The following is a 17,816-nucleotide window of genomic DNA, read 5'->3' as shown; positions in this document are numbered from 1 at the left end:
ACTCACTACTAAAGATATTATAAAATTGCTCATTAGAATAACGATTAACTTTAGAGGATGATTAAAACCAATGGCAGCAATTACGTATGAACATATCAAAACTTGTAAACAATCCGGTGCACGTCTGGGACGTGTACATACACCTCACGGTATTATTGAGACACCAACCTTTATGCCTGTAGGTACACAGGCGACTGTCAAAACAATGAGCCCTGAAGAGTTGAAAGAAATGGATGCTCAGATTATCTTGAGTAATACGTATCATCTGTTTCTGAGACCAGGACATGAAATCATTCGCGAAGCTGGCGGATTGCACAAGTTCATGAACTGGGATCGTCCAATTCTGACGGACAGCGGCGGATTCCAAGTATTCTCGCTCAGCGAGATGCGCAAAATTACGGAGGAAGGCGTTAACTTCCGCTCCCATTTGAATGGAGACAAGAAGTTCCTTTCACCTGAAGTGGCCATGGAAATCCAGAACGCGCTTGGCTCTGATATTATGATGGCTTTTGATGAATGCCCACCGTATCCGGCTGAATATGAATATGTCAAAAAATCACTCGAAAGAACGAGCCGCTGGGCGGAACGTTGTCTCGAAAGTCACGCTCGTCCGCATGACCAAGGTCTGTTTGCCATCGTACAGGGAGGCATGCATGAAGATCTTCGCCGTCAGAGCGCCGCAGATTTGACTTCCATGGATTTCCCGGGGTATGCTATTGGTGGACTGAGTGTTGGAGAACCGAAACATTTGATGTATGGTGTATTGGATTACACGTTACCTTTGTTGCCGTCCAATAAACCACGTTATTTGATGGGGGTAGGTTCGCCCGATGCGTTGATTGAGGGATCAATTCGTGGAGTGGACATGTTCGATTGTGTTCTGCCTACTCGGATTGCCCGTAACGGAACAACAATGACCAGCCAAGGACGTCTGGTAGTTCGCAATGCCAAGTTTGCAACTGATTTTGGGCCACTTGACCCTGAATGTGATTGCTACACTTGTCGCAACTATTCCAGAGCTTACCTGCGTCATTTGATCAAAGCAGATGAAACATTTGGCCTGCGTTTGACGACAATCCATAATCTTCATTTCTTGCAGAATTTGATGCGTAATGTACGTAAAGCCATTATGGAAGATCGTTTGCTTGATTTCCGGGATGAATTTTTCGATCAATATGGTCTTCATGACAATGACAAAGGTTTCTGATTAAGCTGTAAAGGAAACCGGCGTAACAAGCAATATCTGTACGTATAGTCGATAAGGGGGAGTTTAAATGTTTCAGGGAATGACTCTAGCAGGAGCACAAGCGGGCGGAGGCATTGTATCCTTGATTGTACCTTTGGTACTCATGGTTGCAATTTTCTACTTCTTGATGATTCGTCCACAGAACAAAAAGCAAAAGCAACGTAATTCCATGCTGAGCCAATTGAAAAAAGGCGATAAAATTGTAACGATTGGTGGCCTTCACGGTACGATCGCTGAGATTACGGACGATGTGGTTGTATTGCGTGTAAATGATGTAACTAAGCTTACGTTTGACCGTAATGCAATTAGCACGGCTGTAGCTCGTGAAACGGCTGTTGAATAGTTACTGTAACATAAATTAACGAGGGTACGTTTGTGGCGTATTCCCTAGCAGAGAACCGGATCTCCATGGAGACCCGGTTCTCTTTTTTGTTTTTTGTGGGAAGGTCGATGTTCTTCGCCAGTCAGCTAGGAACGATGCGTATTAACGCCGAACATGCCACCGAGAGCTGAGATGAAGAAGGCGCTGAGCAGTTGTAAACTATCTTTCCAATTAAACGAAGCGTCCAGCGCGAGAAATCCGATCAACAGCACGAGGAGTCCATATACGATTCCCGTAATGCCTCCGTAGTACCATCCTTTTTCACCAGAACGTTTGCCTGCCACAAAACCACCAACCAATAGCGACAAGCCATGAACAACATAGGTATACAACGAGAGGTCCTGTTCCCGCATTCCGCTCATCCAGAGAAAGAGGGAGAGAATTAATGCTCCGATAAACATCCATACAAAAGCCTGACAGAGGCCTGACAGAATCGGATTGGACACTCGAAACGAAACCAAGCGGCGGATCAATTGCATGAAGCAACCCCCTTGTACAAGTTTGAAGTTAATACAGTGTATGGTCAAGCCTTCGGACTTATGAACTGATTTCCATTAAATGAACGGATTATTTCTGGATGAGCATGTAAGGTTCAGGTCAAAATAGGGATTGCACTACAGTTAACTGCCAAAAACTCAGTTTCGAAGGAGGACCCCTATTGTGAACTTCCCTGATGTCGGAGCACATATCTTTCGAACCATTCTCATGTACTTTCTTGTGTATTGTGCTATTCGGGTTATGGGTAAACGTGAGATCGGTAAGCTATCCATGTTTGATCTGGTCGTGTCGATTATGCTCGCAGAGATGGCTGCCTTTGTCATTGAAGATATAGATAAACCTCTGTCTCATGGCATTGCTCCCATGCTGACGGTCATTATCGTGCAAATTGGAATGGCCTTTGTCGGGTTGAAGAGTCGAAGACTTCGTTTGATGATTGATGGTAAACCTACGGTATTGATCTCCAAAGGCGTTCTTCATCGGGATGAGATGCGTAAGCAGCGATATAACCTGGATGATCTGTTGCTACAACTCCGTGAACAGAATGTAGACAGTATCGGTGAGGTGGATTTTGCTATTTTGGAGACCACAGGTAAGCTGACCGTTTTTCCAAAAGATCAGAATGCTTCTAACGACAGCAGTTCTTCTGGGTCTGATTCAGACGAGTCTTCTTCCAGTAAATCCAAAACAGGAAAAGATCAGATTGATGGATTTCCAAATATTAAATATGAAGGTCTGCCACTGCCCTTAATTATGGACGGCAAGGTTCAGGATCAGAATCTGGAACTCATCCAGAAAACGAGATTTTGGCTAAAAAATCAAATTCAGCATAACGGAATTATGGATTTTAAAGATGTGTTTATATGTTCTATCGATCACAATGGCAAGGTGTATGTAAGTCCAAAAGATGATAAAAAATGAAATTCATTTGCCTGACCGACGCTTGAACCATGAACCTATAAAAGGAGCACGGGACAGATCATGAAAGTCAATCATCTTGGTCCAGCCCATAACGATGAAATAAACAATGAGGCCAACGAAAGGCGCGAGAAGCATCCTCACCCAGAAAGGCAATATCATGGCAGTCTCTTCGTAAACAAGCAGGGTGGCTGCTCCCATAATAAACATGCCGGCCCCCGTTTTGACCCAATCCATGATCTTAAAGCGGAATTGTAGCAGACTACGCACGCTTTGGGCATGTAACAGCGTAACCACCGTAGAATTCACACAGATTGCGATGACCGCACCGAAGATGCCATATTCAGGCCGGGAAGCGAGCATTAAAATCAACGTGATTTTGATAACTGCACCGATAAATGTATTCAGCAGTGCTTTACCTGGACGGTCAAGGGCTTGCAATGCAGCTTGTAGAGGGGCTTGAATATAAATGAACAGAGCAAAAGGAGCCATTAGCTTCAGCATGCTTCCGATCGATGCATCATTATACAGAACAAGACACATCGGTTCGGCAAGCACATACATAAACACGGAAAACGGAGCACCTGTCACAAGTGCCAAGCGTAATGCCTGATGCATTCTTTTGTGAATCAGTGCGCGATCTCCCTGAGCAGAAGCTTCGGATAGTGAAGGCACAAGTGATGTCGCGAGCGATGAGGTTAGTGCTCCTGGTAGCAGTAGTAAAGGGATAATCATTCCTTGTAGTGCACCATACTGCGCTGTGGCAAGTCCCTTAGATATACCTGCCAGAGCCAGACTCTGGGCGGTAACAATAGTCTCAGCAAGATAGGATAAGGAGCCGACCAGTCTACCTGCTGTAACCGGAACAGAAATCGCAAGCAAACGCCGAATTAATCCGGGCTGCGGGGTACCTGTGTCTTTCAGAACTGGGGTAACTATGGTTATAGGCTTGGCTGAGAGATTGGACATGTTTTGTTGCGTGGCTAGCGGTAATTCTTTCTTCTGTCTGCTATACTTCCACAATAAAACAAGCATACCGCCGAATTCTCCAACAAGTGCGCCCAGCATGGCACCAGCAGCAGCCTGGGCAATACCGTGGGGGAGAAGAAGCCAGGCAAACCAGATGACACAGACGATACGAATGATGGTTTCAACTATGGATGAAATGGCAGTAGGCATCATATTTTGCTTGCCTTGGAAGTACCCTCTGTAGACGGCAGATACGGCGATAATGGCAATCATGGGGCTCATACTAACGAACGTGTGGTACACCCGTTCATCTGTGAGCACGTACTTGGTAACCCATGGTGCAAATATGATACATAAAAACATGAAAACTACACCCAGCGTCAGCGTGAAGCTTAAGCTTATTTGCAGGATGCGCTGGGGGGAATATCGATTGGCACCAGTGTCAGCTTCGGCTACGAGCTTGGCTACGGCGAGCGGAATACCACCCGTAATTAATGTCACCAGTACGATAAAAAAGGGATAGCTCAATTGGTAGATGCCAACACCTTCTGCACCAATGACTCGTGGCAGCGCAATGCGCGGGATGAAACCAAGTATTCGATTAATTATGCCTGCCGCGAGCAGGATCATGGCCCCCTGGATAAATGTCTGTTTCTTCAAGACTACCCCTCTTTCCCGGTTGAAAGTACAGGCTATCAACATAAACGGGACAAAGCCGTTGTTCTTCATCCTATGCCAGTCCTTATTCTTCTCATGACAACTTGGACACGATTAACAAAAAGAACCATAATCAGCAAGAAGGAATATGATCAGGTGAAGTCGAATCATGTAATATTGATGCCGCATAAAGGCTTGGATGTACGAAGGGAGGCTCCCCGTTGGAAGAAATGAATGATGTGGAGTTGGAACAGTCAATAGAGATGCTCTGCCGTAGCAAGGCGGAGGAATTAAGGCTTGTCGGTTACGAATATGTCACCAGCAAAGATGTCTGGAATTGCGTCAGTCATAAATATGAAAAACAGGGCATTCCACCGCTTCACCAGCTGGTGAACGACATTTTGTCACTGAAAGCAACAAGCTTTATGAACTTTATGACCGTGTCTGCATACCGGGGGTCCTCTTTCTAGACGAAAGGGATCTTTTTTGTTGAAAATTGACTGCTTTTTACGGCATCGCTATAATAGGAATATTGAGAACGAAAGGGGATCTAGGAACGGCATGAAAAGAATTATCAGTTTCATTCTGGTCGTGCTTGTCACCACAGGGGTAATGGTGGGAACAAGCCCGGAGCTGCTCAAAAATATACGCTTGGGCCTTGATTTAAAGGGAGGCTACGAGATCTTATATGAAGCAGAGCCGCTCGATGAGGGACAACAAGTCACCAAAGCATCACTGGTGCAAACGGCCAAGAGTCTTGAAAGCCGCGCCAATGCGCTCGGAACAAGCGAACCGGAGGTAACCACTGAAGGAAGCAACCGGATTCGATTGAAGTTGGCAGGGGTTACGGACGAGGCTGAAGTTAGAGCCAAAATGAAAGAACCAGCAGTTTTGACCTTCCGTAGTAAAGCTGAGAATGACAAGGAAGGCGAATACACCAAAATCGAACTTCGCGGAAATGAATTTGTTGAGAATGCAGCCAAAGTTGTATTCACTCAATTGAATGAGCCGATGATTGACATTCAAGTGAAAGACAAAGCCAAATTTTCCGAGATTACCAAACGTTTGATTGGACAACCTCTCGCTATTTATTTGGACGATGAGTTGCTCTCTGCTCCAACCGTTAGACAACAGTTGACAGATGGTTCCGCTCAGATTTCGGGTGCCTACACCCGTGACGAAGCAAACCAGCTTCGTGACACCATTAACCTGGGTGCATTGCCACTGAAACTTACAGAGAAGTATTCACAAAGTGTTGGTGCAACACTCGGTAAGCTTTCTCTGGATCAGACCATTAAAGCGGGATTAATTGGTTCCGTTATTATTCTGGTGTTCATGATTGGGCTTTATCGCATTCCTGGTATTATTGCGAGTTTTGCCTTGATCACACATACGTGGCTGGTACTTGCGATCTTCTATATGGGAGAATTCGTACTTACCCTTCCAGGTATTGCGGCGTTCATCCTAGGTATAGGTATGGCGGTCGATGCCAATATCATTACCTACGAACGGATTAAAGAAGAAATGCGCAGTGGTAAGTCGATCTTGTCTTCCGTTAAAGCGGGAAGCAAGCATTCCTTCCGGACAATCATCGACTCCAACATCACAACCATTATTGCTGCGGCTGTTATGTTCTTCTTGGGTACAGGTGCGGTTAAAGGGTTTGCACTCGTGCTGATTTTTGATATTGTCACCAGTATTATCACGAATATTTTCTTCTCCCGCTTCCTGTTGACCCTGCTTGTACGGGGTAACGTGTTGAAGAAGCCTAAGTACTTCGGAGTGAAGGAGAGTGAAATTCGTGCGCTTTAATTGGAATTTTGATTATATTAAAGGCAGCAAGATTGCCTATATCTTCTCGATTATTCTGACGATTACGGGGATCATCAGCATTCTGGCTTTGGGTTTGAATTACGCGGTTGATTTCCGTGCTGGATCGAATGTGGATATCACCGTATCCAAAGCAATTACAACGGAGCAGATTAATCCGATTGTAAATGACCTTGGTGTTAATGAAGGTGATGTCCAGATTACGACTGGGGCGGACCGGGTTAACGTTCGTTTCTCGAATGAACTGGATGAAAATCAAGAAAGTAAGTTCAAAGAAGAATTCACCAAACTGGATCCATCAGCTTCCTATGAAGTAAATACCGTTGATCCGGAGATGGCCAAAGAATTGGAACGCAACGCGATTTACGCGGTACTCATTGCGAGTATCGGGATCATGATCTACGTTGCGATCCGATTCGAGTGGCGCTTTGGTTTGGCTGCGGTTATCGCACTCTTCCATGACGCATTTGTCGTAATAAGTGTGTTCTCCATCTTCCGATTGGAAGTGGATCTGACCTTTATTACCGCAGTATTGACCATTGTCGGCTTCTCGATTAACGATACCATCGTTATCTTTGACCGGATTCGTGAGAATCTGCGTTTTGCCAAAAAGACAACCAAAGCCGACTTGCGTGAGGTAGTCAATCGCAGTTTGGCTCAAACGATGACACGTTCCTTGAATACAACGTTCACCGTGTTTGCAGCTTCAATCTGTTTGTTCATATTCGGTGGAGAATCCATTCGCATGTTCTCGCTTGCGATGGTTATCGGAACACTGTTCGGCGCATATTCTTCAATCTATATCGCTGCTCCACTATGGCTGATGCTCAAAGGTAAACAAGTAGATAAGCCAAAAACAGTAGCTAAAGAATCTAACTAAACATCTTATTGTGAAGCCGCGTCTGCCAGGCGCGGTTTTGCAACTTTATGTACAGAATTAAGGGGGAATATTCATGACCAGAGAACATATCCCATCAGCTCAGGCCGCCACATGGAGCGGTATTGCTGGTAATATGGGACTTGCGGTGATCAAAGCGGGAGTCGGTTATATGGCAAACAGCAAATCATTGCTCGCTGACGGCTTGTATTCTGCTTCTGAAGCTGGTTCTGCCCTGGCCGGTCTCTTTCCCTCCAAGTCTGTACGCCATAAGAGCAAGGCTCGCAGGGAACGGTTCAAAGAACATTCACGTGTTGCCAGGCCGGGAATTTCAGTATTGTTATCTGTTTTGATCCTTATGGGTGGATTGCAGCTTGCCATCTCTGCATTGGGTAGCCTCTCCGGGAGTGAACCGGAAGCACCTGGCAAGTCAGTACTTTTGGTGGCTGTTGCGGCTCTGGCTGTGAAGGAAGCAATCTTTCAATTTCAGTACAGATATTTCCGTAAACGAAATCAGTCTCAGGCGCTGGCCTATGCACAGCAACATCGCCGTGCGCTTTATTGCTCGCTCACCGTATTAATCGGCATTATCGGATCGATGGCTGGTGAGGAGATGGGTCTGAGCATGCTGCTCTACCTGGACCCCACGGCTGCATTGATTGCTTCCTGTTTTGTGCTTCACAAGGGTTACCGAATGATTGTGGACACGGTATATGGTTCACTTGTTCAGGAACTGGAGCAAGAAGAAGCATCCGATTTTAAAGAGACTGTACAGCGGGTGTATGGCATCATTACCATCGAACATTTGGTGGCACGTGAACAGGAACATGACGTTACGATTGAACTGGTCATTAGTGTGAATCCGAGGATCTCAATACTGGAAGCACAGGAGATTGCGAATCGGGCCAAGACACTATTGCTAACTCGGTTCAGTCATGTGAAAGAAGTACAGATTCAAGCGATACCTTATGATCCAGGTTATCCTTATAAATCCAATCATGAACTGCCCGATCACGAAGCGACATTAATTCAGTAGTGAAGCGCGGGTCCAGTAGATCAGGAAAGGAGCGTTATCATTGCTTTATTCGCAATACCGGTGGAATACACCGAATATCGATTTGGAGGCGGCTGCGGGACTCTCGCAGGCGCTTTCCGTTTCACCCCTTGTTGGACGTTTGCTTGTGAGTCGAGGAGTGCACAATGAGAAGGAGGCAGAACGTTTTTTGTATCCTGATCTGAATCAGATGCATGATCCCTATCTGCTACTCGGCATGAATGAAGCAGTGCCTCGAATCAAGCTGGCTTTGGAGCGGGAAGAACACATTTTAATCTACGGTGATTATGACGCTGATGGCGTATCCAGCACATCGCTGATGATCCATTTGATGCGTCACCTTGGTGCCTCGTACGATATATATATTCCTCATCGCTCGAATGAAGGGTATGGGTTACACAACCATGCGTTGGATTGGGCCCATCAACAAGGCGTTTCATTGATTATTACCGTGGATACCGGAATAAGTGCTGTTGAACAGATTGCTTATGCGGCAACACTAGGCATCGAAGTCATTGTGACAGACCACCACGAGCCGCCTGAAGTTTTGCCCGAAGCCTATACACTTATCAATCCAAAACTTCCGGGATGTCCATATCCTTTTAAAGGTTTGGCAGGAGCGGGAGTAGCCTTGAAGCTGGCTCAGGCATTGATCGGGGAAGTACCTGGTGAATGGATGGAGATAGCCGCTATCGGCACCGTTGCCGATCTGATGCCTTTGGAAGGGGAGAATCGGGTTATCGTCAGTTATGGAATTGAATCCATGCGCGGTTCACGTCTTCCCGGTGTAAGTGCATTGCTCGAAATCAGTGGTGTAGATCAGAGTCAGGTGACTTCGATTAATATTGCCTTTGCCATGGCACCGCGTATTAATGCCAGTGGACGTTTGGATCACGCCGGCAGAGCAGTGTCACTTCTCACCACCGAGAATCTGGATGAAGCTCATACGCTTGCCGGCCAGCTGGATCTATTGAATCGGGAGCGTCAGCAAGTCGTAGAGGGCATATTACAAGAAGCAACAGCACAGTTGGAAGAAAAGATACAGCTTCGTTCAGGATCCGTGCCAGATGTAATCGTGTTGGCTGGTGAGGGCTGGAATGTTGGCGTGGTTGGTATTGTGGCTTCCAAATTGCTGGACCGCTATTACCGACCTACACTTATTCTTGGGATCGATTCAGAGAGCGGTGTCTGTAAGGGCTCTGCGCGTTCCATTGAGGGCCTTGATATCTATGAGGCGCTCACAGTCAATAAACACAACCTGGACCATTACGGTGGACATCCTGCTGCAGCAGGTATGACCCTGCATCGGGATCAACTGGAAGAACTTGAGGCTGGCTTGAATGAGTTTGCTGCAACCGTGTTGACCGAAGAGGACTTTGTACCTCAGCGTCTTGCAGATGATGAATGCAGAATCAGTGATGTTCCGCTGAAAGTGATCCAGGAGATTGACAGATTGCAGCCTTTCGGGATGAGCAATCCTTCGCCACGGTTTGTATTGAGAAGTGTGAAAGTGAAGGAAACCAGAACGATGGGACGAGAGAAACGCCATCTGAAACTGGTTCTGGAGCAAGATGGTCAGCAACTGGAAACCGTCGCTTTTGGTAAGGGAGCGTTAGCAGAGTTCCTTCTCCCAGGCACCGTTATTGATGTGATGGGAGAATTGTCCGTTAATGAATGGAATGGGATGAGAAAACCTCAATTGATGCTTCAGGACATTCATGTTCCTCAGGTCCAAGTATTTGATTTGCGCGGTAATGTCGAGCCATTGAATGCGATGAAACATTTCTTGAGCTCACTTGAGGTGCATCTACGATACAAATCAGGTTCTGTGGGTGCCATTGTTCGTAAAGAAACAGACGTTTCCGAGGGAAATTCATTGTATGAACCTTGCCTTTGGGTATATGATAGAAAGGTCGGGTTATTTCCGTGTAATGCTGCTGCACAGCATTATGGACAGGAACAGGTCCGGACGTTATTTGTGTTTGATACGCCGGAAACCCCGGAACAACTTGATGCCATGCTGGCTTTGTTCAGTGGAGCTGAGAATATCATCCTTCTGCACGGATCAGGCAACCGCCGAGATCGCCTTCAGATGCCTTCCAGAGAACTCTTTAAGCGTATTTATATGCAGGTGTTGAAATGGAAAGCTGAACCCGTGGAGGAACAAGAGATTACTCCTGTGCTCAGTCGTCAGTGTGGATGTTCGCCGCGCATGATTACGATGATGTTGGATGTATTCGAAGAGTTGTCCTTCATTACCCGTGATAACGGCAAAATTGCGTTTGTGGATAATCCACCTAAGCGTGAACTAACCGCCTCACGTCACTATCAGGCGCTCGAAAACATGGCTGAGATAGAACAGGTGATGCTGGATGCAGCCACACCGCAACTGACACAATGGATGATATCCCGGATGAAGGGCGTATCTTAGATGGAAGTTTGTGTATTTATTTTAGGAGGAGATTATTTTGGATTTTAAAGATTATATTCGTGTCATCCCTGACTTTCCACAACCGGGAATCAGCTTTAAGGACATTACAACATTGTTGAAAGATGGAGAAATGTACCGCAAGGCGATCAATGAACTGAAAGTGATGGTTTCTGATCTCAAAATTGACGTCATTGCTGGACCTGAAGCACGTGGTTTCGTTGTGGGCGCCCCTCTGGCATACGCTTTAGGTGTCGGTTTTGCTCCGATTCGTAAAAGTGGAAAACTGCCTGGAGAGACGATTGAAGTTGGTTATGATCTCGAGTATGGCAAGGATACACTCGCGATGCATACAGATGCGATTGAAAAAGGTCAAAATGTCCTGATCGCAGATGATCTGCTCGCAACGGGTGGAACGATTGCAACTTCCATCAACTTGATTGAACAATTGGGTGGGAACGTTGTCGGTGCTGCATTCCTGATCGAGCTGTCTGATCTGAATGGTCGTGCTAAATTGCCTGAGAAAATCGATGTATTCACATTGATGAACTACTAAGTTTAAAATCTCCACTTGGAGTGTTGTGATTAAAACCTGAATTGCTTTTCCCTTTTCCCGGGAAATAATATACAGCATTAATGATTGTGAAAAAGCCTGTTCTCTCCATCCGTTAGGGTTGGAAAGAACAGGCTTTTGATGTTTAAACGTTGGAATTAATGGGGCGTCTTTTCAGTGATAGGCTGTTTTTTTGAATCATCATTCAACCAACCCAGCACTTCAAACAGTTTGAACAACAAGCTCATCAGGATTCCGACGATAGTTGCCAGTGCCATCCCTTTCAAATGAATGCCGTAGAAGGTAACTTCTGTACCACTCAGTCCAATGACCAATACAAGTGTAGTAAGCAGTAGATTGGTCGGTTTGGCAAAATCGACTTTCTGTTCAACCAGAATACGCAGACCGGATGCTGCAATAACCCCGAACAGGAGCAGGGATACACCACCCATAACTGGCACAGGAATGTTGGCTACAAGCGCCGAGAATGTTCCTGAGAAGGAGAGTACGATTGCAATGACTGCTGCGCCACCAATGACATATGTGGAGTATACGCGAGTCAGGGCCATAACACCAATGTTCTCGCCATAGGTTGTATTGGGAGTTGATCCTACAAACCCGGACAGAATGGTGGATACGCCGTTACCAAGCAGGGAACGATGGAGCCCAGGGTCTTTCGACAGATCCTTGCCTACGATGCTGCTCGTTACAAGCAAATGTCCAATATGTTCAACGATAACCACTAGTGCTACAGGTAAAATGGTGAAAATAACGGACCAGTCAAATGTAGGCGTTGTTACCGTAGGAAGAGAGATAAAATCAGCAGTTCTAATAGCCGCTTTATCAACCAGACCCATAGAATATCCAAGTATATAACCCACTACAATACCGATAAGAATATGAATGATTTTGGGGAATCCACGGAACGTTACGGCTCCAATAACAGTGATACCTAGCGTGGCCATGGATAAAATAATGGGTTTGGCCTGAGGAACCCAGTTGGGGTTAGCTACAGGATTAGAATTAATCAATCCGGCCATTTGCGCTGCAACAGGTACAAGCTCCAGACCGATCAGAGCAACGATGGCACCCATAACCGCTGGTGGGAATACAACGTTGATCCATCCGGTACCCGCAAATTTAATAATGAGGGCCACGAGACAGAAAACAAGTCCTGTTATGATAAAAGCTCCAAGTGCCATGGAGTAGCCATTCTCTGGATGTTGTTTTAAAACCATTGTGACAGGTGCAATAAAGGCAAAGCTTGATCCGAGATATGCTGGAATCTTACCTTTACACATGAGTATGTACAACAGTGTCCCAATTCCGTTCATCAGCAGGATCATGCTTGGATCGACACCAAACAGGTTCGGCACAAGCACCGTGCTGCCAAACATGGCGAACAAATGCTGAAGGCTAAGCAGTGAACCTGAGCCAAGTGGCATCTTTTGATTGACCTGAATTTCGCGTTGCAATGAATTTCATCTCCTTTTCCGAAACACAAACTTTCAATAGATTACAGAGTTTCTCTTAATTAAGCAATAACATTTTTGACGCAGAAGAGCGATGGAATTTATATTTTCATGAATTTTCCTTCTATTTCAGCAAATAACGGCAATAATACATAAGAATTAAGCAATATATGCAATCAACTGTGAGTGATGGGGAATCAGCTTATATCTAATGCGGATTACCAATATAAAAATTGGATAAGCGCTCTTATTCGTCAGCAGTTGACGGGAAACGGGCGAAGCGTCATAATTATAGGAAATTACTTTTACGGGGAACCTGTGTTGCAGCAATGTCACGGGTTCCATTTGGTATAGAAAGGACACGGAACAGATCAGAATGGGCATAGAGCAATTACTCGAGAAGGCCGGGGCATATATCAAAGAACCCGATCTGGTGCGCATACGAGAAGCTTACGAATTTGCTGATCAGGCCCACCATGGACAGACGCGAAAATCGGGAGAACCGTATATTCTGCATCCGCTTGCGGTTGCCGACATTGTTGTGAACATGCAGATGGACACCATCTCCATAATAGCAGCGCTTCTTCATGATGTAGTAGAGGATACTACGGTCTCACTTGAAGAGATCCGCAATCATTTCGGCAATACGTGTGCCATGCTTGTTGACGGCTTGACGAAGCTGGAACGTATTCAGTTTCGCTCCAAGGAAGAACAGCAGAACGAGAACTACCGCAAAATGTTCATCGCCATGGCGCAGGACATCCGTGTCATCGTGATTAAATTGGCTGACCGTCTGCATAATATGCGGACACTCAAGTTTCAGTCGGAAGAAAGCCAGCGCCGGATCTCATATGAGACGCTGGAAATTTTCTGTCCGATTGCGAACCGTTTGGGTATCTCTGCGATCAAATGGGAAATGGAGGACATCGCCCTCCGCTATTTGAATCCGCAGCAGTACTATCGAATTGCAAACCTGATGCACAAAAAGCGTGCGGAACGTGAGCAATATATTGATACGGTTATGGATGGAATTACGAACAAACTCGATGAGATGGGAATTCAGGCAGACCTTTCGGGCCGCCCGAAACATATCTACAGCGTGTTCAAGAAAATGACCACCAAAAACAAGCAGTTTAACGAAATTTACGATCTGCTTGCCATTCGTATTATTGTGGATAATATCAAGGATTGTTATGCTACCCTGGGAATTATACACACGCTATGGAAACCGATGCCTGGACGCTTTAAGGACTACATTGCGATGCCAAAGGCGAATATGTATCAATCGCTGCATACAACGGTAGTCGGTCCCAATGGTGAACCAACAGAAGTACAGATTCGGACATGGGATATGCACCGGACTGCTGAATTTGGTATCGCTGCACACTGGGCCTACAAAGAAGGCGCTGCGAACGGAAATCATTTTGAAGATAAGATTACATTTTTCCGTGAAATTCTTGAACTTCAAAACGAAGCACAGGATGCTTCGGAATTCGTAGAATCACTCAAAATGGATTTCTTCTCGGATCTGGTATTTGTATTTACGCCAAAAGGAGAAGTTATCGAACTGCCGATCGGCTCTGTTCCTTTGGATTTTGCTTATCGAATCCATACGGAGGTTGGTAATCGGACCATTGGTGCCAAAGTGAACGGTCGAATTGTTCCGCTCGATTACCACCTGAAGACAGGCGATATCATCGAAATTTTGACGTCCAAACATTCTTACGGACCGAGCCAGGACTGGATAAAAATTGCGAAATCATCTCATGCACGAGCGAAGATCAAGCAATGGTTCAAGAAGGAACGCCGTGAAGAAAACGTTGAAAAAGGTCGGGATAGCTGTGAGCGCGAACTGAAACGCATGGGGCTTGATCCTTCTGCGTGGATGACCGATGACAAGTTGATGGAAGCTGCCAAAAAATATGCGTTTAACGATATTGATGACATGCTTGCAGCTGTTGGCTTCGGTGGGATTACTGCTGCACAGATTGTAACCAAAGCAACCGAAAAACTGCGTAAAGAGCAGGAAGAATCCAGTTTGCTGGAATTAAATTCCGAGATGCGCGAGCTGAAACCTGCACCTGAGCGTAGGAATCGACCAACCAACGGTATTCGTGTCAAAGGCATTGATAATCTGCTTGTCCGATTCGCACGATGCTGTAATCCTGTACCTGGTGATGACATTATCGGATACGTTACACGCGGACGCGGCGTTTCTGTACACCGTAGTGACTGTCCGAATATTCCGACAAGTGCAGACGGAGAAGAAGCAGCACGCGTGATTGAGGTCGAGTGGGAAGAGAATATTGAAGCGAGTTACAGTGTGGATATTGAGATTACAGGCCATGATCGGAATGGCTTGCTCAATGAGGTACTTCAGGCTGTATCCGAAAGTAAAACCAATATATCTGCCGTTACAGGACGGACAGATAAAAATAAATTAGCATTGGTGCACGTCACAATTCTGATTCGTAATACGGATCATCTGCAATCCGTTGTAGAACGGATTAAACGGGTGAAAGATGTCTATTCGGTGCATCGGATTATGCAGTAAGGAGCCTGTAAGATGAGGGTGCTTGTACAACGTTGTAAAGAGGCTCAGGTGACCGTGGGAGACGAGCTGACAGGTAAGATCGAATCTGGATTAATGTTGCTCGTGGGCATTACCCATGAGGACACCGAGAAGGATGCCCAGTATCTGGCTGATAAAGTTAGTGGTTTACGGATTTTTGAGGATGATCAGGAGAAGATGAATCTCAGCCTGCTGGATGTAGGTGGAGCTGTATTATCAGTTTCCCAGTTCACCCTGTACGGGGATTGTCGCAAAGGAAAGCGCCCGAGCTTTGCGGCTGCGGCTCGACCTGAAGGGGCAGAACTGTTGTATGAAACGTTTAATCAGCTACTACGCGATAAAGGCATTCAGGTTGAAACGGGTCGTTTCGGAGCGATGATGGATGTAACATTTACCAACTGGGGACCGGTGACTTTGATGCTTGAAAGTCCGATTCGTCAGGAACCACGTGCATAATTTCATGGACTTCAGGCCATAATGAGGGATAATTCGTTGATGACTATTTCATGATCAAAGGAGTATCCAATCCATTATGCGACAATCTGCGAAAGAAACACGTACTCGTACGGAACCTTTGGTATTCCCTGGAAACTTGAATGAATCATTGCATCTTGCCCGTGCAGCTGCTGAATGTGTTGCAACCATCTGGGCACTTCAGGATTCGGACAAAGGGAAGCAAACTTATCTTCCGCGATCTTGAATGTCTGCACAGGTATAAAAACATCCGAAATTTGGATTATACAGATTGTGAAAAGTCCTGGTTCGTAGTTATCGAATCAGGACTTTTTGTTGTGTGCTGTTATAAATTGCTCTGGTGAGGGTAATAACAAAACGAGGCACAACGAAGTGCCAATGTACTACAAGTCCCGATCTCTAAAGAAAGTTCGAACACGGAAAGGAGAACATACGTTATGAGTAAAGTTGCTTTTTTATTGGCGAATGACTTTGAAGATTCGGAGATGCAGGTTCCGTATGACGAAGTAAAAAAAGCTGGACATGAAGTGGAAATTATAGGATTAAAAGCGGGTGAAACCCTTAAAGGTAAAGGTGGAAAGGCCTCCTATACGGCAGATAAAGCGATCTCCGATGCATCCGCTTCAGATTATGATGCAGTCGTAATTCCTGGTGGATCATCCCCTGAGAATTTGCGAAGTGATGCGCACATCTTGAAGTTCGTCACCGAGATCAACAGTGCGAAGAAACCGATCGCAGCGATCTGTCATGGTCCGCAGATTTTGGCAAGTGCCGGTCTGTTGAAAGGTCGCACGATTACATCCTATCCACCACTTAAGGATGACATGGTAAACGCAGGGGCAGAGTTCAAGGATCATGAGGCTGTTGTGGATGGAAACTATATTACATCCCGCACGCCTGAAGATGAGCCAGCATTTGTACGTGAACTGCTAAAAGTCATTTAACTTCACCCAGTTCCACTGACATACATGGATGTATCTTAACTACGTTACATCGTGAGGCTTACAACTTCACGTTGCATTTCATTCCGAAAAAGGAGGGTTTGACATGACAAAACATATTCAGGCGTATTTTCGAACCGAAGACGAGGCAGAGGGAGCAAGAACTTCGCTTCAGACGTTTCGTACAGAGCATTTGGAAGTAGGTCAACTGGACAGTGCGGTAGGTAGAGATACCCGTGTTATGGTGCCACTGGTGCCCTATAATACAGCAGGTGGCGTAGGCACCAACGGAGCAATGGGTGTAGGTGCAGCCCCAGGTGTTCCTGCCAGCGAAAATGTGATCCCTGTGGTAGCGAATGTGGACCGTGATGCAGAACGGGATTCTCGTGACAGAGTGAATGAGGATGGAGACTTGCTGAATGCAGCGGACGTGTCTTCGGCCGATTATGATGATCTGCATTATGTTCTGTCTGCCAAAGTGAGTGATGAGGATTATGACGAAATTGTTCATAAGCTTCGTTCCAACCATGCCTATGTGGAAGATTTGAATTAACGTGTAGATACCTCTTGGCCCTTGCACTGCTGGACCCACACAGTCGAGTGATGTGCAAGGGCTTTTTAATCATGAGTTATTAACAAAACAAAATTATAAAGCGCTATCATTTTTGTAATATTACTGTAATATTAGTTACATAAGCCTTTAACATAGTGGGCTTATAATAACACACATGACCCCCTTTTTTTATATATCCTTTGAGCCTGCACACCGTGTGCAGGCTATTTTTTTTGAGCTGAGAATGTGTATGTTTTGGGCAAAGCTTACCCCTTTATTCAATTTTTGCTAGAATAGAGAGATGGGTTTATATATACTACAGCGACTTGTAGGAATTCATCGCCAGAGTGATACGTCATATTCCAGATGAACATATACTCGCTGAAACGGCC

At 45.6% G+C, this 17,816-nt stretch carries 17 protein-coding genes; 14 read left to right on the top strand and 3 right to left on the bottom strand.

Annotated features, from left to right (window positions below):
- Positions 1-70 precede the first annotated feature (70 nt).
- On the top strand, positions 71-1,207 hold the full coding sequence (tgt, locus tag MKX75_RS22735; protein WP_036616872.1) for a tRNA guanosine(34) transglycosylase Tgt: 1,137 nt from the start codon (positions 71-73) through the stop codon (positions 1,205-1,207).
- A 67-nt stretch (positions 1,208-1,274) separates the two neighbouring features.
- Complete coding sequence (yajC, locus tag MKX75_RS22730; protein WP_062835898.1) at positions 1,275-1,589, top strand: preprotein translocase subunit YajC; 315 nt, start codon at positions 1,275-1,277, stop codon at positions 1,587-1,589.
- A 125-nt stretch (positions 1,590-1,714) separates the two neighbouring features.
- Here yajC and MKX75_RS22725 read toward each other — a convergent pair whose 3' ends face one another.
- Positions 1,715-2,107: a TIGR04086 family membrane protein gene (locus MKX75_RS22725; protein ID WP_017686772.1), complete on the bottom strand. Its 393-nt coding sequence runs from the start codon at positions 2,105-2,107 to the stop codon at positions 1,715-1,717.
- A 181-nt stretch (positions 2,108-2,288) separates the two neighbouring features.
- Between MKX75_RS22725 and MKX75_RS22720 the strand changes: the two genes are divergently transcribed.
- On the top strand, positions 2,289-3,047 hold the full coding sequence (locus MKX75_RS22720; protein WP_260986630.1) for a DUF421 domain-containing protein: 759 nt from the start codon (positions 2,289-2,291) through the stop codon (positions 3,045-3,047).
- 3 nt (positions 3,048-3,050) lie between these two features.
- Here the strand turns inward: MKX75_RS22720 and spoVB are convergent, their stop codons facing one another.
- Complete coding sequence (spoVB, locus tag MKX75_RS22715) at positions 3,051-4,673, bottom strand: stage V sporulation protein B (protein ID WP_339166948.1); 1,623 nt, start codon at positions 4,671-4,673, stop codon at positions 3,051-3,053.
- A gap of 227 nt (positions 4,674-4,900) precedes the next feature.
- Between spoVB and MKX75_RS22710 the strand changes: the two genes are divergently transcribed.
- The 6 genes from MKX75_RS22710 to MKX75_RS22685 all read left to right on the top strand — a co-directional run bounded on the left by MKX75_RS22710 (position 4,901) and on the right by MKX75_RS22685 (position 11,415).
- On the top strand, positions 4,901-5,140 hold the full coding sequence (locus MKX75_RS22710) for a post-transcriptional regulator (protein ID WP_036617497.1): 240 nt from the start codon (positions 4,901-4,903) through the stop codon (positions 5,138-5,140).
- A 91-nt stretch (positions 5,141-5,231) separates the two neighbouring features.
- Entirely contained in the window at positions 5,232-6,482 is a 1,251-nt protein-coding gene (gene secD, locus MKX75_RS22705; RefSeq protein WP_169481811.1) for a protein translocase subunit SecD, read from the top strand.
- Positions 6,472-7,380, top strand: coding sequence for a protein translocase subunit SecF (gene secF, locus MKX75_RS22700; protein WP_339166947.1), 909 nt, complete (start codon positions 6,472-6,474; stop codon positions 7,378-7,380). The genes secD and secF overlap by 11 nt, the downstream gene beginning before the upstream one ends.
- A gap of 73 nt (positions 7,381-7,453) precedes the next feature.
- Positions 7,454-8,413: a cation diffusion facilitator family transporter gene (locus MKX75_RS22695; protein WP_339166946.1), complete on the top strand. Its 960-nt coding sequence runs from the start codon at positions 7,454-7,456 to the stop codon at positions 8,411-8,413.
- Between the two features lie 40 nt (positions 8,414-8,453).
- Positions 8,454-10,862, top strand: a complete 2,409-nt coding sequence (gene recJ, locus MKX75_RS22690; RefSeq protein WP_339166945.1) for a single-stranded-DNA-specific exonuclease RecJ — start codon at positions 8,454-8,456, stop codon at positions 10,860-10,862.
- A 37-nt stretch (positions 10,863-10,899) separates the two neighbouring features.
- The gene (locus tag MKX75_RS22685) at positions 10,900-11,415 is read left to right on the top strand and encodes an adenine phosphoribosyltransferase (RefSeq protein ID WP_047844084.1); all 516 of its coding nucleotides are present in this window, start codon (positions 10,900-10,902) and stop codon (positions 11,413-11,415) included.
- Between the two features lie 155 nt (positions 11,416-11,570).
- Here the strand turns inward: MKX75_RS22685 and uraA are convergent, their stop codons facing one another.
- Positions 11,571-12,887 (bottom strand): uracil permease, encoded by a 1,317-nt coding sequence (uraA, locus tag MKX75_RS22680; protein ID WP_339166944.1) that lies wholly within the window; start codon positions 12,885-12,887, stop codon positions 11,571-11,573.
- A gap of 373 nt (positions 12,888-13,260) precedes the next feature.
- Here uraA and MKX75_RS22675 point away from each other — a divergent pair, with 373 nt between their 5' ends.
- From MKX75_RS22675 to MKX75_RS22655, 5 genes are all read left to right on the top strand, one after another.
- Complete coding sequence (locus tag MKX75_RS22675; RefSeq protein WP_062835889.1) at positions 13,261-15,438, top strand: bifunctional (p)ppGpp synthetase/guanosine-3',5'-bis(diphosphate) 3'-pyrophosphohydrolase; 2,178 nt, start codon at positions 13,261-13,263, stop codon at positions 15,436-15,438.
- Positions 15,439-15,450: 12 nt separating this feature from the next.
- Positions 15,451-15,912: a D-aminoacyl-tRNA deacylase gene (gene dtd, locus MKX75_RS22670; RefSeq protein WP_339166943.1), complete on the top strand. Its 462-nt coding sequence runs from the start codon at positions 15,451-15,453 to the stop codon at positions 15,910-15,912.
- A gap of 76 nt (positions 15,913-15,988) precedes the next feature.
- A complete protein-coding gene (locus MKX75_RS22665; RefSeq protein WP_167350899.1) occupies positions 15,989-16,156 on the top strand; it encodes a hypothetical protein in 168 nt (55 codons plus the stop codon).
- Between the two features lie 211 nt (positions 16,157-16,367).
- Positions 16,368-16,874 (top strand): type 1 glutamine amidotransferase domain-containing protein, encoded by a 507-nt coding sequence (locus tag MKX75_RS22660; protein ID WP_062835887.1) that lies wholly within the window; start codon positions 16,368-16,370, stop codon positions 16,872-16,874.
- Positions 16,875-16,977: 103 nt separating this feature from the next.
- Positions 16,978-17,424 (top strand): hypothetical protein, encoded by a 447-nt coding sequence (locus MKX75_RS22655; protein ID WP_339166940.1) that lies wholly within the window; start codon positions 16,978-16,980, stop codon positions 17,422-17,424.
- Positions 17,425-17,816: the final 392 nt, after the last annotated feature.

This window comes from Paenibacillus sp. FSL R5-0341 (assembly GCF_037975235.1).
Classification (GTDB): Bacteria; Bacillota; Bacilli; order Paenibacillales; family Paenibacillaceae; genus Paenibacillus; species Paenibacillus amylolyticus_A.
Note: the sequence above shows the minus strand (reverse complement) of the source record. Positions and strands in the feature narration are given on the sequence as shown.